The 24,904-nt window shown below is 45.0% G+C and carries 25 protein-coding genes; 5 read left to right on the top strand and 20 right to left on the bottom strand.

Annotation, left to right across the window (positions count from 1 at the left end; translation table 11 throughout):
• Window positions 1-13 precede the first annotated feature (13 nt).
• The 16 genes from ispG to DW938_RS00245 all read right to left on the bottom strand — a co-directional run bounded on the left by ispG (window position 14) and on the right by DW938_RS00245 (window position 14,403).
• Window positions 14-1,066, bottom strand: a complete 1,053-nt coding sequence (gene ispG, locus DW938_RS00320; protein WP_117876416.1) for a flavodoxin-dependent (E)-4-hydroxy-3-methylbut-2-enyl-diphosphate synthase — start codon at window positions 1,064-1,066, stop codon at window positions 14-16.
• Window positions 1,067-1,080: 14 nt separating this feature from the next.
• The gene (locus DW938_RS00315; RefSeq protein ID WP_118123545.1) at window positions 1,081-2,121 is read right to left on the bottom strand and encodes a site-2 protease family protein; all 1,041 of its coding nucleotides are present in this window, start codon (window positions 2,119-2,121) and stop codon (window positions 1,081-1,083) included.
• A 394-nt stretch (window positions 2,122-2,515) separates the two neighbouring features.
• Window positions 2,516-3,661: a 1-deoxy-D-xylulose-5-phosphate reductoisomerase gene (locus DW938_RS00310; protein WP_118123544.1), complete on the bottom strand. Its 1,146-nt coding sequence runs from the start codon at window positions 3,659-3,661 to the stop codon at window positions 2,516-2,518.
• 124 nt (window positions 3,662-3,785) lie between these two features.
• Window positions 3,786-4,616 carry a phosphatidate cytidylyltransferase gene (locus DW938_RS00305; protein WP_041337163.1) on the bottom strand — a complete coding sequence of 277 codons (831 nt, stop codon included), beginning with the start codon at window positions 4,614-4,616 and terminating at the stop codon, window positions 3,786-3,788.
• A gap of 3 nt (window positions 4,617-4,619) precedes the next feature.
• Window positions 4,620-5,351: an isoprenyl transferase gene (locus tag DW938_RS00300; protein WP_118123543.1), complete on the bottom strand. Its 732-nt coding sequence runs from the start codon at window positions 5,349-5,351 to the stop codon at window positions 4,620-4,622.
• Window positions 5,352-5,354: 3 nt separating this feature from the next.
• Complete coding sequence (frr, locus tag DW938_RS00295; protein WP_046439999.1) at window positions 5,355-5,909, bottom strand: ribosome recycling factor; 555 nt, start codon at window positions 5,907-5,909, stop codon at window positions 5,355-5,357.
• A gap of 29 nt (window positions 5,910-5,938) precedes the next feature.
• Entirely contained in the window at window positions 5,939-6,643 is a 705-nt protein-coding gene (pyrH, locus tag DW938_RS00290) for a UMP kinase (RefSeq protein WP_022287393.1), read from the bottom strand.
• Between the two features lie 94 nt (window positions 6,644-6,737).
• A complete protein-coding gene (locus DW938_RS00285) occupies window positions 6,738-7,133 on the bottom strand; it encodes a secondary thiamine-phosphate synthase enzyme YjbQ (protein ID WP_118123542.1) in 396 nt (131 codons plus the stop codon).
• Window positions 7,134-7,162: 29 nt separating this feature from the next.
• Window positions 7,163-8,167 (bottom strand): NAD(P)H-dependent glycerol-3-phosphate dehydrogenase, encoded by a 1,005-nt coding sequence (locus DW938_RS00280; RefSeq protein ID WP_117876413.1) that lies wholly within the window; start codon window positions 8,165-8,167, stop codon window positions 7,163-7,165.
• A gap of 13 nt (window positions 8,168-8,180) precedes the next feature.
• Entirely contained in the window at window positions 8,181-8,840 is a 660-nt protein-coding gene (gene plsY, locus DW938_RS00275; RefSeq protein ID WP_118123541.1) for a glycerol-3-phosphate 1-O-acyltransferase PlsY, read from the bottom strand.
• Between the two features lie 18 nt (window positions 8,841-8,858).
• Window positions 8,859-10,190: a ribosome biogenesis GTPase Der gene (gene der, locus DW938_RS00270; RefSeq protein ID WP_118123540.1), complete on the bottom strand. Its 1,332-nt coding sequence runs from the start codon at window positions 10,188-10,190 to the stop codon at window positions 8,859-8,861.
• A gap of 222 nt (window positions 10,191-10,412) precedes the next feature.
• Window positions 10,413-10,595, bottom strand: coding sequence for a 50S ribosomal protein L32 (gene rpmF / locus DW938_RS00265; protein WP_022287398.1), 183 nt, complete (start codon window positions 10,593-10,595; stop codon window positions 10,413-10,415).
• A 52-nt stretch (window positions 10,596-10,647) separates the two neighbouring features.
• On the bottom strand, window positions 10,648-11,091 hold the full coding sequence (locus DW938_RS00260; RefSeq protein WP_022287399.1) for a DUF177 domain-containing protein: 444 nt from the start codon (window positions 11,089-11,091) through the stop codon (window positions 10,648-10,650).
• A gap of 116 nt (window positions 11,092-11,207) precedes the next feature.
• Window positions 11,208-11,612, bottom strand: a complete 405-nt coding sequence (locus DW938_RS00255; RefSeq protein ID WP_022287400.1) for a hypothetical protein — start codon at window positions 11,610-11,612, stop codon at window positions 11,208-11,210.
• Window positions 11,613-11,708: 96 nt separating this feature from the next.
• Window positions 11,709-13,040 (bottom strand): glucose-6-phosphate isomerase, encoded by a 1,332-nt coding sequence (locus DW938_RS00250; RefSeq protein ID WP_117939589.1) that lies wholly within the window; start codon window positions 13,038-13,040, stop codon window positions 11,709-11,711.
• A 151-nt stretch (window positions 13,041-13,191) separates the two neighbouring features.
• Window positions 13,192-14,403, bottom strand: a complete 1,212-nt coding sequence (locus DW938_RS00245) for a D-alanyl-D-alanine carboxypeptidase family protein (protein WP_147342346.1) — start codon at window positions 14,401-14,403, stop codon at window positions 13,192-13,194.
• A 220-nt stretch (window positions 14,404-14,623) separates the two neighbouring features.
• Here DW938_RS00245 and DW938_RS00240 point away from each other — a divergent pair, with 220 nt between their 5' ends.
• The gene (locus DW938_RS00240; protein WP_117878033.1) at window positions 14,624-16,342 is read left to right on the top strand and encodes a phospho-sugar mutase; all 1,719 of its coding nucleotides are present in this window, start codon (window positions 14,624-14,626) and stop codon (window positions 16,340-16,342) included.
• 651 nt (window positions 16,343-16,993) lie between these two features.
• Here DW938_RS00240 and DW938_RS00235 read toward each other — a convergent pair.
• Window positions 16,994-17,809, bottom strand: coding sequence for an Mrp/NBP35 family ATP-binding protein (locus DW938_RS00235; protein ID WP_041337156.1), 816 nt, complete (start codon window positions 17,807-17,809; stop codon window positions 16,994-16,996).
• A 249-nt stretch (window positions 17,810-18,058) separates the two neighbouring features.
• On the opposite strand from DW938_RS00235, the gene DW938_RS00230 reads away from it, so the two are divergent.
• Entirely contained in the window at window positions 18,059-18,406 is a 348-nt protein-coding gene (locus DW938_RS00230) for a type II toxin-antitoxin system PemK/MazF family toxin (RefSeq protein ID WP_022287405.1), read from the top strand.
• A gap of 426 nt (window positions 18,407-18,832) precedes the next feature.
• Here the strand turns inward: DW938_RS00230 and DW938_RS00225 are convergent, their stop codons facing one another.
• Both DW938_RS00225 and DW938_RS00220 read right to left on the bottom strand, forming a co-directional pair.
• The gene (locus tag DW938_RS00225; RefSeq protein WP_118123538.1) at window positions 18,833-19,582 is read right to left on the bottom strand and encodes a putative ABC transporter permease; all 750 of its coding nucleotides are present in this window, start codon (window positions 19,580-19,582) and stop codon (window positions 18,833-18,835) included.
• Complete coding sequence (locus DW938_RS00220) at window positions 19,582-20,835, bottom strand: DUF975 family protein (protein WP_118123537.1); 1,254 nt, start codon at window positions 20,833-20,835, stop codon at window positions 19,582-19,584. Before DW938_RS00220 ends, DW938_RS00225 begins: the two co-directional genes overlap by 1 nt.
• Before the next feature lie 254 nt (window positions 20,836-21,089).
• Between DW938_RS00220 and DW938_RS00215 the strand changes: the two genes are divergently transcribed.
• The 3 genes from DW938_RS00215 (at window position 21,090) to DW938_RS00205 (ending at window position 23,346) form a co-directional block, all read left to right on the top strand.
• Window positions 21,090-22,106, top strand: a complete 1,017-nt coding sequence (locus DW938_RS00215; RefSeq protein WP_118123536.1) for a stage V sporulation protein AD — start codon at window positions 21,090-21,092, stop codon at window positions 22,104-22,106.
• The gene (gene spoVAE, locus DW938_RS00210) at window positions 22,106-22,462 is read left to right on the top strand and encodes a stage V sporulation protein AE (RefSeq protein WP_118123535.1); all 357 of its coding nucleotides are present in this window, start codon (window positions 22,106-22,108) and stop codon (window positions 22,460-22,462) included. Before DW938_RS00215 ends, spoVAE begins: the two co-directional genes overlap by 1 nt.
• 65 nt (window positions 22,463-22,527) lie before the next feature.
• Window positions 22,528-23,346: an AraC family transcriptional regulator gene (locus tag DW938_RS00205; protein ID WP_051706839.1), complete on the top strand. Its 819-nt coding sequence runs from the start codon at window positions 22,528-22,530 to the stop codon at window positions 23,344-23,346.
• A gap of 295 nt (window positions 23,347-23,641) precedes the next feature.
• Here the strand turns inward: DW938_RS00205 and DW938_RS00200 are convergent, their stop codons facing one another.
• The gene (locus DW938_RS00200) at window positions 23,642-24,847 is read right to left on the bottom strand and encodes an LL-diaminopimelate aminotransferase (RefSeq protein WP_118123534.1); all 1,206 of its coding nucleotides are present in this window, start codon (window positions 24,845-24,847) and stop codon (window positions 23,642-23,644) included.
• Between the last annotated feature and the right edge of the window lie 57 nt (window positions 24,848-24,904).

Below are 24,904 nucleotides of genomic sequence, written 5' to 3'. Positions count from 1 at the left end.
ATGGTATATCCTTTTAAAGTTTTTCTATTTCCGCCAGAAGCGCAGGCAAAGCCTCCTCCTCTGATACCTTTCTGAGCTTTTCGCCGTGACTGAATATCACCGCACAGCCATCACCGCCTGCAATGCCGATATCAGCGTTGCCCGACTCGCCTATGCCGTTCACAACACAGCCCATAACGGCTATCTTGATATCCTTGTCTATATCCTTGGTGGCTTCCTCAACCTTTTTTGCAAGACCTATAAGGTCTATCCTAGTTCTTCCGCAGGTAGGGCAGGAAACTATCCTTACTCCGCCACTTTTGCCGATAGCCTTTAAAATATCCTTTGCGGCGTATATCTCTTTTACAGGCTCGTCGGTAAGTGAAACTCTTATAGTTTCGCCAATGCCGTCGCACAGAAGCGAACCTATACCGATAGATGATTTTATAAGACCCATTCTCTCGGTACCTGCCTCAGTTACTCCAAGGTGCAGAGGATAATTACAGGTCTGTGCACACAGTCTGTATGCCTTTATCATAGTCGGCACGTCTGATGACTTTATAGAAATAACGATATCCTCAAAGTCGCACTGCTCCAAAATTCTCACATGACCCATTGCACTTTCCACTAGGGCTTCAGCAGTTGGTGCACCGTATTTTGCAAGAAGTTCCTTTTCCAGAGAGCCGCCGTTCACACCTATCCTGATAGGGATATTTCTTTCACGACAAGCTTTAACCACCGCTTTTACCCTATCCATAGAGCCGATATTTCCGGGATTTATCCTTATCTTGTCGATACCTGCTTCCGCCGCCGCAATGGCAAGGCGATAGTCAAAGTGGATATCCGCCACAAGAGGGATAGAGATCTTCTCTTTGATAGCAGGGATAAGCTTAACGGCTTCCATGTTCGGTATAGCCGCCCTGACTATTTCACAGCCAGCCTTTTCAAGCTCCACAGCCTGCTTAACAGAGCCTTCTATGTCCGTAGACGGCACATTGAGCATTGATTGGATATATATTTTTTTGCCGTCAAGGACAAGTCCCCCCACCTTGACAGGTCTTACGTTTCTCTTATTTTCACCTGACATAAACAGTTCCTCCTTTAAACAAGCTTGATGATATCGCTCACTGTCACCACTACCATAAGAAGCAACAGAGCCGCCATACCGATAGCGTGTACCATTCCCTCATGCTCAGGCTTGACAGGCTTACGGCGTACCGCTTCGATAATAAGAAACAAAAGTCTTCCGCCGTCAAGTGCAGGCAATGGCAAGAGATTGAAAATGCCGATATTTATGGTCATGAACGCACCCAGCGACAGCATTGTGTCAATAAGTGACGACCAGTCTATTTTACCTGACTGGCTGTCCCTTTCGCTGTCGATAACATTGTCGATAGTATCAACTATACCAACAGGACCGCTGAGGTCTTTTATGGAATACTTTCCTCTTATAAGGTCGGCAAAGGAGATATAGATAAGTCTGCCGTCAGTACAGCCCTGCTTAAAAGACTGAGTTATCACAGAGCCGACGGTCACAGCTTTTGGTGCGACCTTGAAATCGATGTGCATGGTATTATCGTTTGTAGCAAAGGCGACATCTTTAAGCTCCACCTTTTTTCCGTCACGCTTCACCACCATATCGAACTTGCCGTCCTCATCGTTGCCAAACTGATAGGACATATCCATAGTAGTGAAGATCCTCATGCCGTTGACCTCAATTATCTCGTCACCTATCTGCAAGCCGGTCGATTGGGACATAGCGTTATCCTCAAACCACGATATAGTGGTGGTTGCGATGCCGTCAGACTTTGCGGTGCTGATACAAAGGATAATATATCCAAGCACAAGATTCATTATAACGCCTGCCACCACGATAAGCATTCTTTTTGGCAGGCTTTTATTACAAAACGCACCGCCGTCCTCGCTTCCGTTATCCTCGCCCTCCATGGCACAATAGCCGCCTATGGGAAACACACGCCAAGCGTAAAGGGTATCGCCCTTTTTCTTTTTGATAATGGCAGGACCCATGCCAATAGCGAACTCGTTGACCTTTACTCCGCTGGCTTTCGCCGCAATAAAGTGACCAAGCTCGTGTATTATTATGATAGCTTCAAAGATCAATATTGCAAATAATATACTCATTTTTTTTACCTCGCATGAACACTCTGTGCGTTTGATTTACTGATGTTGTTGTAATTTATTTTCTGTAGGGGAGCGGCGCAATTTCTGCTTTGCATAAATCCGACGTCCCGACCCCTCCGACATTTCGTCTACAATCTCATTTGTGTTATCCACATAATGTTTTCTACATAAGCTCTGGATAATTCAAACCTCGCTCCTCCGAGCGGGCTGTCGCATTTCTGTGAGCTTGCGAACAGAAATTTCGCCAAGCCCCTACAAATATTCGGGATAGTTTATCTTGCCGCAAAATCGCTTTGCTCGATGCTTTATTTTACTTTTTTCTGGTGATTTGCTTGGTCGGCTTTGCCATTCCTCACTCCTCACTCCTCACTCCTCACTTAAAAGCCGCTCCTCACTAAGCTTTGATAAGCTCCTTCGCTCTCTCCCTAGCCTTTCTATCCGCTTCCAGCACATCTTCCACGCACTTTATCTCTTCCCGTGGTGTATTCTCGCAGACATTCATTACTATCCTGCCAATGTCAAGAAAATCTATCCTGCCGTCAAGAAAAGCCGCAACGGCTTCCTCATTCGCTCCATTCACTGCCGCAGGAAGATTTCCACCGATAGTGACAGCCTTTATACAAGCCCTAAGACAATCGAACGTATCATAGTCAGGCTTCTCGAAAGTGAGCTTTCCATAGTCTGTAAGGGACAGCTTTTTCACATCACATTCCACCCTCTCAGGGTAAAGCAGAGCATACTGTATGGGTATTTTCATATCAGGCACGCCAAGCTGTGCGATAACAGAATTATCCTCATACTCCACCGCTGAATGTACAACGCTCTGTCTATGGACAACTATCTCGATCTGCTCAGGTCTGAGCTTGAAAAGCCACATTGCTTCGATAAATTCAAGACCCTTGTTCATAAGCGTAGCAGAGTCAATGGTTATCTTTCTGCCCATTGACCAATTAGGGTGATTAAGAGCCTGCTCAACTGTCACGCCCTCTAGGTCAGACTTTGTTTTGCCAAAGAATGGTCCTCCCGAAGCAGTAAGGATTATCCCTTTGAGCTTGTTGCCCTCGTTTCCCTGCAGGCACTGAAAGATAGCCGAATGTTCGCTGTCAACAGGATATATCTTCACTCCCTTTTCAGCAGCCGCCTTTATAACAAGCTCACCGCCTGCCACAAGTGTTTCCTTATTTGCAAGGGCAACGTCAGTGCCTTTTTCGATAGCCGTAAGGGTTGGCACAAGACCCACCATGCCAACGACTGAGTTGAGCATGATATCGACCCCGTCCATTCTTGCTATCTCTTTAAGTCCCTCCATGCCTGTGGATATTTTTATGCCAGTGCCACTGAGAAGCTTTTCGAGCTCTGTCTTTTTGTCCTCACAGTAGATACACACACGCTCAGGCATAAGCTCCTTAGCCTGAGCCGCAAGCTTTTCAACGTCAGAATTTGCCGCAAGCGCCTTTACTTTAATATTATGCTTTGCAGCCACTTCTAATGCCTGCGTGCCTATAGAACCCGTTGAACCGAGTATGGTCATTGTTTTCATTTATTGTCCCTCATCATATAAAATAAATTCAGGCAATTCCGCATAAAGATGGTTTGCAAGCGGTGTTGCCTTAATAACGCTTAAAAGGGGTAAGCCTAAGCCTGCCCCTAAAAGTCATAATTTTCTATTTAAGTATAAGCCCCTGTGTGAACATATAGTACATAAAAGGTGCAACGAGCAGAACGCTGTCAAAGCGATCCATTATTCCACCGTGACCCGGCATTATGTTGCCATAGTCCTTTATACCTGTCTGTCTTTTTATCACCGAAGCTGTAAGGTCACCCACAAGTCCGATAAGAGCCGCAAGCATACCTGCGATTAGAACGCCTAGATAGTGGATAGGCTCGCCTTTAAGTACGAACTGATAGAACAGGCTTATTATAAGCATAAGAATACCATTTGAGATAACGCCGCCTATAAGACCCTCCACAGTTTTCTTAGGGCTTATCTCAGGGCAAAGCTTTGTTTTGCCGAAGAAAGTTCCTGCAAAATAAGCACCGCTGTCAGCCAGCCAAGCCGCTGCAAGAGTAAGAACTATCATAAACACGCCCTTGCCGCCCAAGCCTGCCATTGTGACCAAAGTTGAGAATGAATACGGCAGAAGTATGCCCACGCCCAGCATGAAGAAAAACTCTGTATACTGGAATTTTGTATGCTCTTTAAGATAAAGCAGACACATTGCTATAACAAAAAGCCCCATGTAAAGCTTGTAGCTGAAAAAGTACAGCCAGCCATGTCTGTAGAACACAGGCATGAAAGCGTCCACAAAGGCAAACGCACAGCAGGCAATGGTCTGATACTTATGCTCTGTCATTTTTGTCGCCCTGAATATCTCATATATTGCAAGTGCAGAAATTGCGCCCACCGCAATGTTGAACAGGAACGTTCCGTGTGCGATAAGCAGTATCACTGCGATAACAATGGCAACTGCCGCAGATTTAATACGGGTAGACATTTTTTACACCCCTCCAAATCTTCTGTTTCTTTCGCTGTATGCGATAACAGCCTTGTCAAGGTCGCTGCCTTTGAAGTCAGGCCATAGGATATTTGTGTAATAAAACTCCGCGTAAGCCGCCTGCCATATCATAAAGTTTGACAATCTTTGCTCTCCGCTAGGTCTTATAACAAGGTCAACAGGAGGTATCTCCTCAGTGTAGAGATTTCTCTCTATCATATCCATTGTGATATCCTCAGGCTCCAGCTTGCCTTCTTTCACCTGCTGAGCCAATGTCTTAGCCGCATGGCAAATCTCGTCCCTGCCGCCGTAGTTGATAGCAAGCACAAGGGTCATAGAGTCAAAGTTCTTTGAGTCCTCCTCAACGGAAGCCATTTTCCTTTGCAGATTTTCGCTGAGCCTTGTTCTGTCGCCTATAAAGCGCACCCTGATATTCTCCTCGATAAAGTCCCTGACCTCGTCAAGATACTTTTCAAAAAGATCCATAATTGCGTCTACCTCGTCCTTAGGCCTTTTCCAGTTCTCGGTAGAAAACGCATAGTAAGTTATATACTGTATTCCAAGCGCCTTGGCGTGTCTTGTTATGGCACGAAAGGTTTTTGCGCCCTCTCTGTGTCCGAACTTTCGGGGCATACCCCTCTTTTTCGCCCATCTGCCGTTGCCGTCCATGATAACGCCCACATGAACAGGCACAGACACGTTCTCTCCAAGGCTTATCTTCTCATTATTCGCCATGGCTTAGATAGAGAGTATCTCTTTTTCCTTTTCGGCAACGTGACCGTCAACTTCCTTAACGAACCTGTCAGTAAGCTTCTGGATCTCGTCCTCGCAGTCCTTAAGATCGTCCTCAGTGATCTCGTTGTTCTTCTTCATTGCCTTGAACTTTTCCATGGCGTCACGTCTGATAGAACGGATAGCGACCTTGCACTCCTCGCCCATTTTCTTGATGTCCTTAACAAGCTCCTTACGTCTGTCCTCAGTGAGCTGTGGGAAAGTAAGTCTTATAACAGTGCCGTCATTCTGTGGATTGATGCCGATATCAGAAGCCTGGATAGCCTTTTCGATAGGCTTGAGAGTTGACTTATCCCATGGCTGTATAACAAGCACTCTTGCCTCAGCAACAGAAACTGCTGCCATCTGTGTAACAGGTGTCATTGCGCCATAGTATTCTACCTGGACTTTGTTGAGTACGGACGGATTAGCTCTGCCTGCTCTGATGCCTGCAAAGTCCGAAAGCATAACGTTTATGGATTTCTCCATTTTTGTCTTAGCATTTTCCTTGATCTGTTTCATATTCAAACGATCCTTTCTTGATTTCTTTATTATTTTACGAGAGTGCCTATATTTTCGCCCATGCAAGCGTCATAGATATTGTCTGGTCTTGCAAGATCGAATACGAGTATCGGGATATTGTTGTCCTTACACATTGCCGCAGCGGTCGAGTCCATTACCTGCAGACCCTTTGCAAGGATATCAGCAAATGTAAGTGTGTCATACTTAACAGCGTCTGGATACTTGTGAGGATCCTTGTCATAAACACCGTCTACCATGGTAGCCTTAAAGAATATGTCAGCCTCTATTTCAGCCGCTCTCAGTGCAGCAGCCGTATCAGTTGAGAAGAATGGGTTACCGGTGCCGCAGCCGAAGATAACTACCCTGCCCTTTTCAAAATGACGCATAGCCTTGTTTCTGATGTAAGGCTCAGCCACCTGTGGCATGGATATAGCCGTCTGTACTCTCACTTCAAGACCGCAGTTCTCAAGGCCGTCTGCAACAGCAAGTGCGTTCATAGCAGTTGCCAGCATACCGATATGGTCGGCTCTTGTTCTGTCCATAGCGCCGCTTGATCTGCCTCTCCAGAAATTGCCGCCGCCTACAACGATACCTACCTCAACGCCGGCGTCAACACATTTTTTTATGCTCTTGCCGAATGAGGTGATAACGTCATAATCAAGGCCTATCTTCTTATCGCCTGCGAGAGCCTCACCGCTTAATTTGAGCAATATTCTCTTATATTTAGGTTCCATATTTCAAAGCACTCCTTAACACATATTTCGTTGGAATTATCCATATTAATTATACAATATTTTCAGCAGATTGTAAAGAGGAAAAACGCCAAAATCAGCCCTTTATTATCTTCACAAAAAAGTTTCTTGTTCTCGGTCCGTCGAACTCAGCGAAATAGATACCCTGCCAAGTGCCGAGAAGAAGCTCGTTATCGTCGATGATAACAGTTTCCGAAGCACCAACACAGCTTGACTTCATATGAGCGTCAGAGTTTCCTTCAGCGTGACGGAACTGTGGTCTGTTGGGAAATGTTTCCTCCAAAGCGTAAAGAAGATCAGTTTTTACGTCGGGGTCGGCATTCTCATTTATGGTTATCGCCGCCGTGGTGTGGAGACAAAATATAACTGCAATGCCGCTTTGCACTCCTGATTCTGTGACAGCCTGCCTTACATAGCTCGTGATGTTGTAAAGCCCTCTGCGTTCTGTCTTGATAGTGTATCTTTTAAGCATATGTATCCGTCCTTTCAGCGGTCGCTTTCCTAACTCAGAAAAGTTGACTCAGTTTCATTTCTGTTCGGTCTGCCCATAAGATTTTTGATAGCGTTAGCCGCAGGCTCACCCTCAAAAAGCACCTTTGCAAGCTGTTCTGTGATAGGCATTTCAATTCCCATTCTCTTTGAAAGCTCCCATGCGTTTTTGGTGCATACATAGCCCTCAACAGTGCCGACCTGTCTTACAGCCTCCTCAGGGGTAACTCCCTTGCCTATGAGGATACCCGCACGGCGGTTTCTGCTGTGCATTGAACAGCAGGTAACGATAAGGTCGCCTATGCCGCTAAGTCCGCCAAAGGTTTCAAGCTTTGCGCCCATTGCAACTCCAAGACGTGATATCTCTCTGATACCCCTTGTCATAAGTGCAGCCTTTGTGTTGTCACCAAGTCCAAGGCCGTCGCAAACGCCTGCCGCCAAAGCGATGACGTTTTTCAGCGAACCGCCTATCTCGCAGCCCATAACGTCATCATTAACATACACTCTGAACGTATCGTTAGAAAGAGTGTTCTGTATATAATATGAAACCTCCCTGTCGTCAGAAGCAGTAACAACAGTAGTGGGAACTTTTCTTGCCACTTCCTCTGCGTGTGACGGACCGGTAAGCACCGCAACATGATTGTTCGGAAAGCACTCTTTCGCCACACAGCACATAGTTTTAAGGCTTCCGCCCTCAAGACCCTTTGCCGTGTTCACAACTATTGTTCTGCTTTCAAGATAAGGCACAACGCTTTCGCAGACCTCTCTGAGAAAAGGTGAAGGTATGCCAAGTATCACCATGTCTTTATCCTTAACACAGCTTATATCCGTTGTAAGCTCGATAGTCTTGTTCACCTGAACGCCGGGGAGCTTTGCTTTAAGCTCGCCTGTTCTCTTGATAGCATCTATCTCGTCCTGAAACTTTGACCATACTGTTACTTTATGCCCTGCATTGTCGCACATTATTGCCAGTGCAAGACCAAATCCGCCTGAACCGAGTATAGTAATATCTGCCATAATAAAACCTCCCTTACGCCTTTTTCTTGCTTCCGAATTTGTTTTCGGTGCCGTTCATAAGGCGTTTGATATTAGGTCTGTGCATATAAATGATAAGCAGACCGATAGCCGAAGCCATAAGAGTGTTTGCAAGAACGCCGTCGCCCTTGATGATAAAAAGCTGAACGATAGGCGTAAAAACAGGATATGCGATAGCGGCGCATATAGAACCTACAGACACGTATTTTGTTGCCGCAAGCACGATAGCGAAAACAGCCACCGAGAAAGCACAGGTCAGAGGGTCGATAGCGATAAGGGTCGTTGCCGCAATAAGAACGCCCTTTCCACCGTGAAAGCCATAGAATACCGGGAAAATATGTCCAAGCATTACAAAAAAGCCCGCAAGATATCCGATAAACTTATCGTCATGAAAAAATGTCACGCCAAAACCGTTTGTCACCACAAGTCGGCAGATAACTACCGCAAGCACGCCCTTTGCAAGATCGCACAACAGCGTTGCCGCCGCAGGCCCTTTTCCGAATACTCTCAGAACATTGGTCAAACCTGCGTTGTTGCTTCCGTAATCACGGATATCCTTATGCTTTAAAACTCTGCACACGATTATGGCAGAATTAAGACTTCCGAAAAGATAGGAAAAAATTATAGTGAATGCCAGACTTAAAAATATGTCCACAAAATAACCTCCAGAATTTTATTTAACGTCGTCCTTGTCACGCTCTCTTATCTTGAAAACGATAGGCGTGCCTTCAAGTCCGAAGGTCTCTCTTATCTGATTTTCAATATAACGCTGATAGGAAAAATGATACAGATCGGCTCTGTTTACAAAAAACACGAATGTAGGCGGTTTGGTAGAAACCTGCGTCATGTAGTATATCTTCAGCCTTCTGCCCTTGTCAGACGGTGGCTGTACCCTTTGGGTAGCATATGCGAGAACATCGTTAAGTCTGCCTGTTGGTATTCTAATAGAGTTCTGCTCTGCAACGAACTTGATAGTATCAAAAAGCTTGTCCATTCTCAGACCTGTTTTTGCAGAGATGAACACAAAAGGCACATAGCTCATGAAGCTGAAATCGTCCTGAAGCTTTTTCTGGAAGTCGTTCATGGTGTTGGTTTCTTTCTCGATAGCGTCCCACTTGTTCACCGCAACAACGCAAGCCTTGCCCTTTTCATGTGCATAGCCTGCCACCTTTGAATCCTGCTCAGTAAAGCCCACAGTTGCGTCAATAACGATAACCGCAACATCGGCTCTGTCAACAGCCATATAAGCCCTCAGCACAGAGTATTTCTCAATAGTCTCCAGCACCTTTGACTTACGTCTGATGCCAGCCGTATCTATGAAAACGAACTTGCCCTTTTCATTTTCCACAACCGAATCAGTAGCGTCACGGGTAGTGCCTGCGATATTTGATACGATAACACGTTCCTCACCGCATATCTTGTTTATTATAGAGGACTTTCCAACGTTAGGCTTGCCGATAACAGCGACCTTTATCGAATCGTCGTCATCGCCCTCTTCATTTTCCTCCGGAAGATATTTCAGCACCTCGTCAAGGAGATCGCCCGTTCCATGACCATGAACAGAAGAAACAGGAAACGGTTCGCCCAAACCGAGATTATAGAACTCATACAGCTCCATAGGCGGTTCGCCCACATTATCCACCTTGTTCACGCAAAGCACGATAGGCTTGCCCGATTTCAAAAGCATCTGTGCCACCTCATAATCAGTGGCAGTAACGCCGCATTTAAGGTCTGTCACAAGAATGGTGACATCAGCTTTCAGTATAGCAAGCTCCGCCTGTCTGCGCATCTGAGCAAGGATAATATCGTCAGACTCAGGCTCGATTCCGCCAGTGTCAACCAGCATGAACTCGTGTCCGAGCCATTCGCACTTTGCATATATCCTATCTCTTGTGACGCCAGGAGTATCTTCAACTATAGAAAGTCTTTGACCGATAAGCTTATTAAAAAGAGTAGACTTACCAACATTAGGTCTGCCCACTATCGCAACGATCGGCAATGACATATATATCGACCTCATTTCATATAAATTTGCACATTGATACATCGTATAGTATAACACAATTTCTCACGTTTTGTCAACCATACGAGAAATACAGCACCCACATTCCATAGGTTTTTTACTACAAATATGTAGAAGCAAACAGCGTTTGCCCGCCTTTTTCACTGCTACAACAAAAAAGAGCAGAACAGCCTAAGCCATTCTGCTCTATGTGCTTATCAAAAATTATGCTTCCTTCTTGATAACCTCTACGCCCTTATAATAACCGCAATTCTTGCAAACCTTGTGTGGTGAAGTAAGCTCACCGCAGTTAGAACATTTACAAAGTGCAGGTGCGTCAAGCTTCCAAACTGCTGAACGTCTCTTGTCACGTCTAGCCTTGGATACTTTTCTCTTTGGTACTGCCATTCTGGCACCTCCTCGTCAGTAAAATCATTATAGTCTGTTCAACTATTTCCCGTCAAGAGCAGTTACATTTGCCCTCATTCAAATCCTGTCCGCAAACGTAACACAAACCCTTGCAGTCATCCCTGCAAAGAATTTTTGTAGGCAGCTGTAACAACAAATCTGAAATAGCTAATTCGTCCAGATCAAGAGTATTGTTCTCGCAGACCACATAATCGTCCCTGTCGCTTTGAACACTTCTCACCAGAGTGTGTTCAAAGTCATAAACATACTCCCTGCTGAACTCCTTTAGACATCTGTCACAGGTGTGATCCATAGTAAAAACAGTCTTGAACCTGAGCGTTACCACCCCTGCCCTGTTCTCTATCTCACCTGTTACCGCAACGGGCGATGCAAAAGAATATCCGCCATACTCCGACAGCTTGTCTGCTGTTATGGAATAATCGATCGTTTTTCGCTCTCCGATTATATCGAAAAGTTCCTTCAACTGTACATTCATACTTGCACCTCAAACATCACAAACTCCATTATAACCTGAGAAACGTGATTTGTCAATACTTTTTTTCAATTTTTTCGTTTTTGCTATCAAAATACCAATAAACGAAGCGCAAAGCCTTACTTGATGAAAGCCTTTACCTTTGCAGGCAGCTCGTCAACGTCAGCAGATACTGTGAAAGTAACGTTTACGTCCTTTGTGAGAACTGCTACCTTTTCAAGCATATTGCCAAGAGCGTCATAATCTCTGCCGCCGATCTTCAGGATACCGTCAACGAAAACTTCCTGAATGTCATAGTTGCCAGCCATCAGACCTGCAACAAAGCCATAGAAGCTGTCAAAGCTGTTGATACCGTATTCTTCAGCGTCAGCCAATCTTACATTATGAGGAAGGTCATAGGTAAGCTGCATACCTCTTTCGATGCAAACAACGTTGCCTGTAGCATTTTCAGCAGCCTTCTTGATAGAATCAACAAGTATCTTAGTCTTGCCTGTGCCCTTTTTACCTGGAATCAAATTAATCATATAAACTCTCCGTTCCGCTTATTAAAGCATTTATTTTAAGAGCAGACCCCCGAAGGGGAAACGCTCAAAATTTCCTTTTGTTCTGCCTTTAGGATATTAGCCCAGCTTAGCCTCGAGTTCAGCCTTCTGTGACTCATAACCCGGCTTGCCGAGAAGAGCGAACATATTCTTCTTGTAGCTCTCAACGCCCGGCTGATTGAATGGGTTTACGCCAAGCATATAACCTGAGATAGCACAAGCCTTCTCAAAGAAGTAGATCATCTCGCCAAGGTTTTCCTCATCGAGCTTGTCAACATCTATAACGATATTAGGAACGCCGCCCTCAGTGTGAGCAAGGATAGTACCCTGATATGCCTTTTCATTTACAACTGACATATTCTGATTTGTGAGGAAGTTAAGTCCGTCAAGATTATCCTTATCAGGCTCCAAGAACAGGTCGCTCTTTGGTGTCTTGATGTGCATAACTGTCTCAAACATAAGTTTTGAGCCGTCCTGAATGAACTGACCAAGTGAATGCAGGTCTGTAGAGAATGTAGCGGCAGATGGGAATATACCCTTATCGTCCTTGCCCTCGCTCTCGCCGAACAGCTGCTTGAACCACTCGCCCATCATTGTAAATGAAGGGTCATATGAAACGAGCATCTCAACGCTCTTGCCTTTTCTGTAGAGAATGTTTCTGAGTGCTGCATACTTATAGCAATCGTTGTTATCATCAGCAGAATACTTCTTCATACCCTCTCTTGCACCAGCCATGAGCTTGTCGATATCACAGCCTGCTGCTGCGATAGGGAGAAGACCAACTGCTGTAAGAACTGAAAATCTTCCGCCAACGTCATCAGGAACAACGAATGTCTCATAGCCCTCCTCGTCAGAAAGCTGCTTGAGAGTACCCTTAGCCTTGTCTGTTGTGGCAAAAATTCTTGTCTTAGCCTCTTCCTTGCCATACTTATCTTCAAGAAGCTTCTTGAAAATTCTGAAAGCAAGTGCAGGCTCAGTTGTTGTGCCCGACTTTGAAATTACGTTTACGCAGATATCTCTGCCCTCGCAAATTGAAAGCACCTCATTGAGGTAAGCCGAGCTGATATTGTTTCCGACAAAATAGATGTCAGGAGTATCCTTCTTAAGATTGTTGTAGAATGGCGACTTGAGCAGCTCGACAGCAGCTCTTGCACCAAGATAAGAACCGCCGATACCGATAACGATGAGAACATCGCACTTTTCCTTGATCCTTGCGGCAGCAGCCTTGATCCTTGCAAATTCTTCCTTATCATAATCCTCAGGGAGTGTTACCCAGCCGAGAAAATCATTTCCCAGACCGTTTCTGTTCACCAGAGTGTTATGAGCTGCAGTTACCTGCGCAGCCATACCCTCGTATTCATGTTCACTTACAAAACCCTCAAGATACTTTGTGTTAAGCTTTAATGACATTATCCTTCATTTCCTTTCCTTACCTGTCGGAGAGCGTGATACCATAAAACACGTTTCTCCGTTAATACTAGATAAATTATACTATATTTTTGTGAACATTTCAAGAGTTTTATAAAGCGAAATCATCTTTTGTGCATTTTAAACAAATCTCTCATTGCATACTCAGCAGATTGTACACAAGCTTTTTTATGCCGCAGATAAAATTCATTTTCTTCACCTCTTTGCAGGCGACTATCTTTCCCTCTAATATCACCTCGCCGCCCATGGTGTATCTTATTTCTCCCGCAGTTTCGCCATTTTTCACAGGTGCGTCAAGCTTCTCCTCTGCCGTAAAATCGCACTCCACCATACGATATGTTCCCCTCGGTATAACTATAGGATAAAGCCCCTCGGGAGCAAGCTCCACAGAAAGTTCCTCTCCTCCGCACACCACAGTTTCCTTTACCATATCATCAGGAAGTTCAGGGGTGTATATCTCATAAGTATCGAACGCCAAGTTCAGAAGTTTCTTCGCCTCAGCATTCATATTCTCCTGCGAATCGCAGCCGTTAAGCACTACGCATACTGACATATCCCCTTTTTCAGCCGTTGCCGCAATACAGCTCCCAGCCTTTTCACTTCCCCACGCTTTCATGCCTGTTACGCCCTTGTAAGTACGCACAAGCCTATTAAGGTTCACAAGCTCCGCCTTGCCGTCTCTCACAGTGTCAAGCCAGCAGGTAAGATAAGGAGTGAGATTTTTGTATTTTGCAAGTTCCGAACAAAGCAAAGCCGTGTCCTTTGCTGTTGTAACATTGCCCTCTCCCATGCCAGTACAATCAGTGTAAACAGTACCATCCATGCCAAGCATTTTCGCACGGCTGTTCATAAGCTCCACCGCCTTGTCTGCCGAGCCTGCCACCTTTTCCGCAAGCGCTGCACAGCCGTCGTTTGCATTGCCTGCAGACACTGATTTTATAAGCTCCTCCACAGATATCTTCTCTCCCTTGTCAAGCCATATCTGGCTTCCCTGCTGAGAGTTGGCATACTCCGACACCACTGACGTGTCGCTCATGGAAAGCTCACCGCTGTCTATCTTTTCTGCTGTGAGCAAAAGCACCATGAGCTTCGCATAGTGACCGCACTCACACTGCTCCTGCGGCTCTTTCTCAAAAAGCACCCTGCCTGTTGTCATCTCCATCACCACTGCAGACCTAGCCGTAAGCCCCTCTATAATATCGCTCACCGCCACTGTGTCCGCAGGCACAAAGTCCTCCGATGACAGCGCACCTGCTTTTTCTTTTCCCTCCGCCAGCGAACACACCATAAACACTGCCACCGCCGCACATAACACTGCCGAGCATATTTTCCTTAATATTTTCACATTTTCCACCTCTCACATATACTATTTTTATATTTATATTCACCCTGTCCCGAAATTAGCATTATGCCCCAAAATGTTTCCAGAAACTCATTTGTAAATAGTTGCAGGAATTTGTTAAATAACTGTTACAACTCTTGAAATAAATAGGGGAGTGTGCTATAATGTATCCTATAGAAATATGTATTTTATAAGCGAAATATTTATATGAGGTGATTTAACAATGACAGAAATGGAACTTTACAAGCTTTGGTGTGAAAAGGCTGTTGACGATCCTGATCTCCAGACAGAGCTTAAGTCTATCGAGGGCGACGAGGCTGCGATCCAGGACAGATTTTACAGAGATCTTGAATTTGGCACAGGCGGACTCAGAGGAGTTATCGGTGCAGGCGCATACAGACTTAATGTTTACACTATCAGACGTGCAACACAGGGTCTTGCGGACTATGTAAACGGCGCATTTGAAAACGGCAGCGTAGCTATCGCATATGACAGCCGTATCAAGTCTGACAAGTTCGCAAAGGAAGCTGCTGCGGTTCTGGCTGCAAACGGCATAAAGGTATACATCTATTCAGAGCTTATGCCGACTCCAATGCTTTCATGGGCTGTAAGAGAGCTTAAATGTCAGGCAGGTATCGTTATAACTGCATCACACAATCCTGCAAAGTACAATGGTTACAAGGTTTACGGCGAGGACGGCTGTCAGATCACACTCGATGTTGCAAACACAGTTATCGGCAAGATCAACGCAGTTGAGATGTTCGGCGGTGCAAAGGTAATGGACTTTGAGGACGGCATCAAGTCTGGCAAGATCGAATACATCAAGCAGGAAGTTATCGACAAGTATCTTGACAAGGTAGCACAGCAGGGCGTACATACTGACCTCGTAGCAGACAGCGGACTCAAGGTTGTATACACTCCTCTTAATGGTACAGGCAACAAGCCTGTAAGAGCTATCCTTAAGAAGATAGGCATAAAGGAAGTAACAGTAGTACCTGAGCAGGAAAATCCTGACGGAAACTTCCCTACCTGCCCGTTCCCTAACCCTGAGATAAAGGAAGCCCTTGCAAAGGGACTTGAGCTTTGCAAGACAGTAAAGCCTGATCTTCTTCTTGCAACAGACCCAGACTGTGACAGAGTTGGTATCGCAGTACCAGACCCAGATGGAAACTATGTACTGTTCAGCGGAAACGAAGTAGGCGCAATGCTTCTCAAATACATTTGCCAGGAAAGAACAGCCCTCGGCACAATGCCAAAGAACCCTGTAGCTGTTAAGACTATCGTAACAACAGACATATGCAAGAAGATAGCAGCAGAGTACAATGTAGAGCTTAGAGAAGTTCTCACAGGCTTCAAGTTTATCGGCGAGCAGATCGGTTTCCTTGAGAAAGAGGGACAGGACGACAGATATATCTTCGGATTTGAAGAGAGCTATGGTTATCTTGCAGGCTCATATGTAAGAGATAAGGACGCAGTTGTAGGCTCAATGCTCATTTGTGAAATGGCAGCATTCTACAGAACAAAGGGTATCTCACTGCTTCAGGCAAGAGAAGATATGTACAAGAAGTACGGCAACTATCTCCACAGCCAGAAGTCATTCCAGTGCGAGGGTGCAAGCGGAATGGAGAGAATGAAGGAGATCATGACTGATCTGAGAGCTAATCCACCTAAGGCTATTGGCGGACTCAAGGTAGTAGACATAGCAGATTATCTTGCATCTGAGGAAACAAACCTTGAAACAGGCGCAAAGACAGTTCTTACGCTTCCAAAGTCAGATGTTATCGCATTCAAGCTTGAGCAGGGCGCAAGTGTAATAATCAGACCTTCCGGCACAGAGCCAAAGATCAAGGCATACTACACAACTATCGGCGACACAAGAGCTGATGCAGAAGCACAGGAAGAAAAGCTTATTGAAGATTTCAAGGGCATTCTTGGTTTCTAATAATTACTGAATATAGCGAAAGCAGGCGAGTCAGTTTTTTGACTTGCCTGCTTTTTTTGCGATATCCACACAATGCTTTGCGTTTCACAAACCATGTAGGGGAGCAGCGCAATTTCTGCAAGCAGAAATGCGACGTCCCGCTTCTCGTTTGCCTGTCCAATTCTACGTTATCCGCACAACGTTCGGCATATTTTTTTCAAAACACTGTACGGCACAACATTTCCGCACACGGCACGTCTACACAAATTCATGAATAATCAAACCTTACCGCTTCGAGCGGGCTGTCGAGGGCGCCAGCCCATACAGAGTTTCAGGCAAATTCGCTGTGCCGCAAAATCGCTACGCTCTTTGCGGATTTTACGTTGTGCTATGGGATGGAAAAAGCGGTGCAGAGTTTTGTGCTCCGACACCGCTTTGTTTTAATCACTACTTTATATTTCTTCTTTACTTTTTCTGCACCGCTTGATAGGCTTACGCCTATTGAGGCTCTGCCTCAAGCTCCGCAAGGGACTCTGTCCCTTGACCCTGCAAGCCCTCTAACGCCGGGCTTGTGCCTGCGTTTTATCTCTCGCTACGCTCGGTGTTGACTTTTACTTTATGCTTGTGATTTGTTCGGTTGGCTATGCCATTCCTCACTCCTCACTCCTCACTTTAACCGAGAAGTTTATCCGCAATGGAATCCAGCCAGCCGCCCTCGACTTCTTCTATCTCACCGTTATCGCAAGCTTTCGCAAACTTCGGGTCTATAGGCATTTTCGCCACAGCGTCGATACCAAACTTCACTGCCGCTTCGTCCACATGGCTCTCACCATAGATATTATGCTTCTTACCACAATCAGGGCACTCAAAATATGACATATTCTCCACTATTCCAAGCACCGGTACTTTCATCATATCCGCCATATGCACCGCTTTCTCGACTATCATGGAAACCAATTCCTGTGGCGAAGTGACGATAACTATGCCGTCAACCTTAATGGATTGAAAAACTGTCAGTGGCACGTCGCCTGTTCCTGGTGGCATATCTATAAACATCACGTCAACGTCGTTCCATGCCACATCTGTCCAAAACTGCTTCACTGCACCTGCGATAACAGGGCCACGCCATACAACAGGGTCAGTTTCATTTTCAAGAAGCAGATTAAGGCTCATTATCTCGATACCGGTCTTGCTCACCGCAGGGATAATGCCATACATATTGGTATTAGCTCTCTCGTGGATATTAAACGCTGTCGGTATAGACGGGCCTGTTATGTCAGCGTCCAACACAGCGGTCTTAAAACCACGTCTTTGTGCCGTTACTGCAAGCATACTTGTCACCAAAGACTTGCCTACGCCACCCTTTCCGCTCATTACTGCATATACCTTTTTCACAGAGCTCGCAGCATTAAGCTCCTCTTTCAAGCTCTTTTTATCAGAGCATTTTGAAGCACAGTTTTCGCAATCATGTGTGCAGCCTTCGCTCATAGAATCATTCCTTTCAAGGCATTTACGCCTTTATTTACTATGTTAAGTATATCACTTTGACCGTGAAAAGTCAACCAATACTGACTTTTCACCCAAAGCACTGCTGCAGCATAAAATAAAACAGCCCTGCACCTTGTAACAAAATAGATACTTTTGTATAATACCCCGATAATAAGGCAATAATAGGAACAAGCAGGAGCAAAAGCCTGCAAATCAAGGCGAAAGCCCATAGAATAGGAGTGTTTACAAGTGACTGTACACAGGGGCGATATATATTATGCAGATCTCAGCCCAGTGGTAGGCTCAGAGCAAGGCGGTATGCGACCGGTGCTGATAGTACAAAATGACATAGGCAATAAGCATTCACCCACAGTGATAGCAGCGGCAATAACGAGCCGCCTTGATAAAGCGAAACTGCCGACACATATAGAAGTTGGCGGCGGCACCTGCGGACTAGCGAAAGATTCCGTGGTATTGTTGGAACAGATCCGTACATTGGACAAGAAAAGGCTAAAGGAGAAAATGGGAACACTTGACGTAAGCTCCATGTCCGCAGTAAATTCGGCATTATCAATAAGCTTTGGATTAAAGCTCTAGTTTAATGAGGAATGAGGAATGACAACGCCAAACCGAACAAATCACAAGCACTAAATAAATAACAAAACAAAGCGGTGTCGGAGTGAAAACTCTGCACCGCTTTTACTATCTCATTTTACAAACTCCCCCCGCAAAGAGCGCCAGCGATTTTGCAGCAATAGAACTTGCGAACAAAATGTAGGGGACGGCGCCCTCGACGTCCCGTTCGGAGAGTGTCAAGGTTTTGCTTTATCACAATTTTGTGTAGACGTACCGTGTTGCAAATGTTACGCCGTTAAGCATTTTGAAACAATACGTCGAATGTTGTGCGGATAACACAGGATTAAGCAGGCGACCAAATTGGGACATCTAGGACGCCAGCCCCTACAGAATTTCCACACAGAAAAAGGGCGGTCAAAAACCGCCCTTCTAATAGTCATATCAAACCTATCTGAGAATATCAGAGTGCGGCAATAATAATTCCTCACTCCTCACTCCTAGCTCCTCACTAACCATGACCCTGTGAAAAGGCAGATTGTAAGCCGCATAATCAGTTATGCCCTTGCCCTGATTAGGATTAGCCTTTGAGTAAACAGCGTCACAACAGAATAATACAACAAGTATCACACACGCCGCAAACCTTGCCTTGAATGGTATCTTCTTCAAAAGGTCATCAAAAAACGGTGCCATGATGTATATTCCTGCACAGCCTGCAAAGCCAAATATCAACGCTCCCTCAAGGCATATCCTGCCGTTGATGTTGCAGAAATATCCCGTGTAATCCCAATATTTCATGTGCTTGAACGTTTCAAGATACCAGCTCGTTGCGTATTCGACCACCGAGCATAACCCCACAACAAGGAAAAAAGTCGCCACATGGTGGTCTATGAACCGCTTCAGCAGTATGATACCGCACACACCGCCAAAACCATATATAGGAAGCCATGGACCAAACATGGTTCCTCGATTGACGAAAACTCCGTCCTCAACGATGTGTATGCCCACTTCCCATATCCAGCCTATAAATGCGAATATGAAAAACAGCAGTATATACGTCATGAGTGTATAGTTTCTGTGATAGTCACGGTGAACTATAGTCTTGTTGGCAAATCGGCTGAAATGCGCCTTTCTGTCTACCGCAAGACCGGGGTATTGCTCAAATTCCCGCAGATCGTCAAGCGTCAGCGTTCTCTCCATTATTCACCGCCCCCATTCTCATTATTTTCAGGCACTTTTATCGTGCATATCGGTATGCTTCTAACAATGTCCGGATTTTCACCCTTTTGTGCAGCTTCCTCAGCCATAAGCTCTTCCAGAAGGTCAAGGTCAAGCAGCTTATCATTAAGCTCCTCATAGCCTTCTATCTTGTTCTTGATAGCCTCACGCCTTAGCTGTAAATACACCTCTGCGTCTATCGCCGTTGTGTATGGGTTAGACCAGAACACTCCCACTGCACCGAACGATATGCTCGAAAGCAGTGTCCAGCCTATCATAGAAAGATCCACCTTGAAAAGCTGCCACTTGTATCCCCTAGTCATGGCGATAGAAAGCTTTATTGCCTTTCTCGTCTTGATGTTAGGGTTTTCCGCACATATGAACGGCACCATTGAATAGGCATAATGTTTTATAGGATATCCCACGATAGTAAACGCCCATAAGGTCTGATATATGCTGGTTACAAACATAGTCCTTGCGGGGTGAAGCGTTCTCTCACGGAAAAGAAAGCCTAGTCTGCCTATCTTCGTTTTCTTGTATGTGTGATTTTCAAGGAAAAATCTTCTCTCACATACCCAAAGCACATTCACTATGAATATGGTGAACATCAACTGGAAAATAAAATACACGAATGAAACTATAGTATCCCATGTGGATTTTTTTCCTAAAACATTCATTATCGCCGTAAGCAATGAAAACTGATAGGAATTAGAGCTTGTTGCACTGTCAAAATAAACCGAAGCAGAGGCTGTAAAATTATTGAGCCTGTCATTAAGATAGTTCTGTGCCTTTTCCTTTGCATTTCGGCTAAAAGAAAAAGCGTCTGCCAGTGCTTCCAGATTAGAAGTGTCGTTTGATGAACCAAAGAACGTGACTTCCTTTGAATTTAGCCCGTCAACTCCGTATTTTTTATAAGCGTCCAGCCACTTTTTTACAGCATCAGGATTATCTATCTGCCACTTGTCACTGACCTGCTCTGCCGTAAGTTCATTTTTAACCATATCCTCAATGATCTCTTCCTTATCTTCGGCGTCATATTTAAGATCAGCAACGTGAGAATTATCATAGCTTGACACATTCTGCGTGGTCGAGCCATATTCTCCTGCAATAAATACCATTATGAAGCACACTGCTATGCAGGCGATATAATTTCGCTTCACCCTGCCTTTAGCCGACTGCTTTATTTTTTTTCGGTCAAGCTTTATGACCACCGGCTTATCTTCATTTTTCTTCATCTAAAACTATGCCCCCGACGGGACATATCCTCCCTTCACACATACCACTTAACAAAACACTACATAATCAACAATAAATCGACTATTTAATTATATCTTTTTTTTGTGAATATGTCAACGATTTTGAGATCAAAACAAGTTTATTTTAAGATAGTTTTAAGTTTACGTTTAAAACGCCAAACTTTTTTGAATATTTTCATCTGCAATGTAGAAAATAACATCAAATGACGATATTCATTAATAGGAGTGATAAAATGAAAGCCACTAAGCTTATGAAAACCTCACCCTCTGTCATCTCTTTCGCAGCCATAGGCGGCAAGAAAGAAAACGAAGGACCTTTGGGCGACTATTTTGACAAAATAAACGATGATCCCTATTTCTCCACAGACAGCTTTGAAAAGGGCGAAAGTCAGCTTCAAAAGCAGGCAGTGCTTCACGCTTTGGATAAAGCCGCCCTCTCCCCCGAGGATATAGATGTGCTTTTCGGCGGTGACCTGCTAAATCAGTGTGTCGGCACTACCTATGGCGTGAGAGCCTTTGAAATGCCCTTTCTTGGCATTTACGGAGCCTGCTCCACCATGGCGGAGGGACTTCTCCTCGCCTCTCTTTTCGTTGACAACGACCTGGCAAAAAAAGCAATGGCGGTCACATCTTCCCACTTCTGCACCGCTGAAAGACAGTACCGCTTTCCCCTCAACTATGGTGGACAGCGTACTCCCACATCTCAGTGGACAGCCACAGCCTCAGGCTCATTGGTGGTTGCCCCCTCGGACAAGCCTCCCTACATCAGGGGCTGTACTATCGGAAAAATAGTTGACCTGGGCGTGAGCGACGCCAACAACATGGGTGCAGCCATGGCTCCTGCAGCCTTTTCCACAATTAGCACATTTTTCACCGACACAGGCATGACCCCCTCCGACTTCGATTATATCGTCACAGGCGACCTTGGCAAAGTTGGAAGCCGTATTCTCTGTGAGCTTTTCGAGCGTGAAAATATAAATATCCGTGACAATCATAAAGATTGCGGCATGATGCTCTATGACTTTGACGAGCAGGATATCCACGCAGGTGGAAGCGGCTGCGGGTGTGCAGGAAGCGTTCTCTGCGGCTATTTTCTCCCGAAGCTCCGTGCAGGTGAAATAAAAAATATCCTCTTTGCTGCCACGGGTGCGCTAATGTCACCAACAGTAAATCAGCAAGGGGAATCTATTCCATCTATATCACATCTCGTATGGCTGTCAGGGGAAAAAGATACGAAAGGAGCAAACTAATGGACTATCTATGGGCTTTTCTTATAGGAGGTCTTTTTTGTGCCATAGGACAGGTGCTTATGGACTTCACAAAACTGACCCCAGCGCGAATACTGGTGGCATACGTCACAGGCGGCGTGCTTCTGGGTGCGCTGGGACTTTATAAGCCACTTATAGACCTCGCAGACTGTGGCGCAACTGTCCCTCTCACGGGCTTCGGCTATCTTCTTTATAACGGTGTCCGTGAACAGATAGATAAAATAGGCTTCCTAGGCATTTTCACAGGGGGACTTACCGCCTCCGCCGCAGGCATAACTGCAGCCATGACATTCGCCTTTATCTTTTCGCTTTTCTTTAAAAGCTCAGCAAAAGAATAGTTTTATCTTGACAAACCCCAAACCCAGTGGTATTATAAAGATATGTAAATTGGGGGTGCAAAATAATGTACAAACAGATATATCCCGTCATAGGCGACGAAAAAAATCTGCCATTTTATGTGGTAGGCCTGGGACTTGAAAGCTGGCAGTTTCCAATAAAACGTGCAGATGGCTACGAGTACCCACAAATATTTTTGTCACGTTCAGGGGAGGGCGAGGTCATAATAAACGGGGAAACCACAAAAATACCGCCCGATACTGTTTTCTATATTCCCCCATTCTGTCCACATGAGTATCATGCGCTAAGCGATGCGTGGTATCTGGATTGGATAGCCTTTTCAGGCTCACAGGTCATTCCCCTCTTGGAGCAGTGGAAGCTAAATAAGTTCACCGCCATTCAGGGAGTGGATATGGACAGATTGCGCCGTATCATAACACGCATCTATTATACTTTGAAAAGTGATAAGCTTTATGGCAATCATTACGCTTCAGCACAGCTTTACGACTTTCTTATAGAATATCGTAAAATAGCTGATAACAGGCTCTCGTCATTTTATACCGCACAATCTGTTGCCTTGGCAGACGTATTGCAATATATTGAAGAGCATTATCCGGAGCAAATAAAGCTTAACGAGCTTGCAAAAATCGCAGGAGTATCCGAGCAGCACTTATGCAGACTTTTTAAGAAAAATTTTCAGCTCAGACCTATGGAGTATCTTGCGCAAGTAAGGGTACAGCACGCAAAGGATCTGCTTGTGTATTCCAACAAGACCATAGGCGAGATATCAGATGAAACTGGCTTTCAGGACGGATCTTATTTCTCCGTGGTATTCAAACGGTATGAAAATATGACTCCGGGAGAGTATCGAAGAATAAAGGTGTAGGCTAAGTGAGGAGTGAGGATTGGCATAGCCAAACCTAGCAAAGAGCCACTACCAAGTAGAAGAAACACAAACTAAAGCAAATAACAAAGCGGTGTCGGAGTAAAAAATCTGCACCGCTTTTACTATCTCATTTTACAACCCCACCACGCAAAGAGCGAAGCGATTTTACGACGGTAGAATTTGCGAACAAAAAAAAGAGCGGTCAAAACCGCCCTTTTAAAATCATATAAAACCTATCCGAGAATATCAGAGTAAAAGCAAGAATAATTCCTCACTCCTCACTCCTAACTCCTCACTACTTAGTCAGCAGCTTCTTTATTCTCTCCATAGCCTCAACAGTTCTGTCCTTATCACCAAAAGCAGTAAGTCTGAACCAGCCTTCGCCATTCTTGCCAAAACCTGCGCCAGGTGTGCCAACAACATTTGCATTCTCAAGAAGATAATCAAAGAACTCCCATGAACCCATGTTGTTAGGGCACTTGAGCCAAATGTATGGCGAGTTCTTGCCGCCTGTGTACTTGATACCAAGCTCGTCAAGTGTGGAAGCCATTACCTTTGCGTTGTTCTGATAGTATTCAATGTTTGCTCTTGTCTGTTTCTGACCCTCCTCAGTGAATACAGCCGCAGCAGCACACTGAACAGGATATGATACACCATTGAACTTTGAGCCTTCACGTCTGCCCCAAAGCTGAGCGATAGAAACTTCACTGCCGTCAGATGCCTTAACAACAAGCTCGTGTGGGATAACTGTATATCCGCATCTCATACCTGTGAAGCCTGCTGTCTTTGAAAGTGAGCACATCTCGATAGCACATTCCTTTGCACCCTCAACAGCAAAAATACTTCTTGGAACGTCCTTTTCTGTAATGAATGCCTCGTATGCAGAATCGTAAATGATGATAGCGTTGTTCTTCTTTGCATAGTCTATCCAAACTTTAAGCTGCTCCTTAGTGTAAACAGAACCCGTTGGATTGTTAGGTGAGCAAAGATAAATAATGTCGCACTTTACGCTCTCGTCAGGCATAGCCGCAAAGTTGTTCTCCTCGTTTGAATCAGCATAAATTACCTTTCTGCCGTTCATAAGGTTCGTGTCAACATAAACAGGATATGCAGGGTCTGTGATAAGCACTACATTGTCGTCACCGAAAATGTCAACAATGTTTCCGCAGTCAGACTTTGCACCGTCGTTTATCCTGATGTCGTCAGCAGGAATGTCAACACCGAAGCTCTTGTAGTAGCCTGCAACAGCCTCTTTCAGGAAGTCATATCCTGCACCGCTGTCCTCATAGCCCTTGAATGTTTCCTTGACGCCCATTTCGTCAGCACCCTTTTTCATTGCATCAACAACGCACTTTGCGATAGGCTGAGTAACGTCGCCGATACCCATTCTGATGATGTCAGCCTCAGGGTGTGCCTCAGTGAAAGCCTTTACCTTCTTGGCAATGTTTATAAAAAGATAATTCTTTTCCAGCTTGAGAAAATTTTCGTTTATACTTGGCATAATTCCAACTCCTTTTCATTTTTGCGACCCGAAGTTTCACGGGTCAAACTTATAAAA

The organism is Ruminococcus sp. AM43-6 (genome assembly GCF_003461785.1).
GTDB classification, from domain to species: Bacteria; Bacillota; Clostridia; order Oscillospirales; family Ruminococcaceae; genus Hominimerdicola; species Hominimerdicola aceti.
Note: the sequence above shows the minus strand (reverse complement) of the source record. Positions and strands in the feature narration are given on the sequence as shown.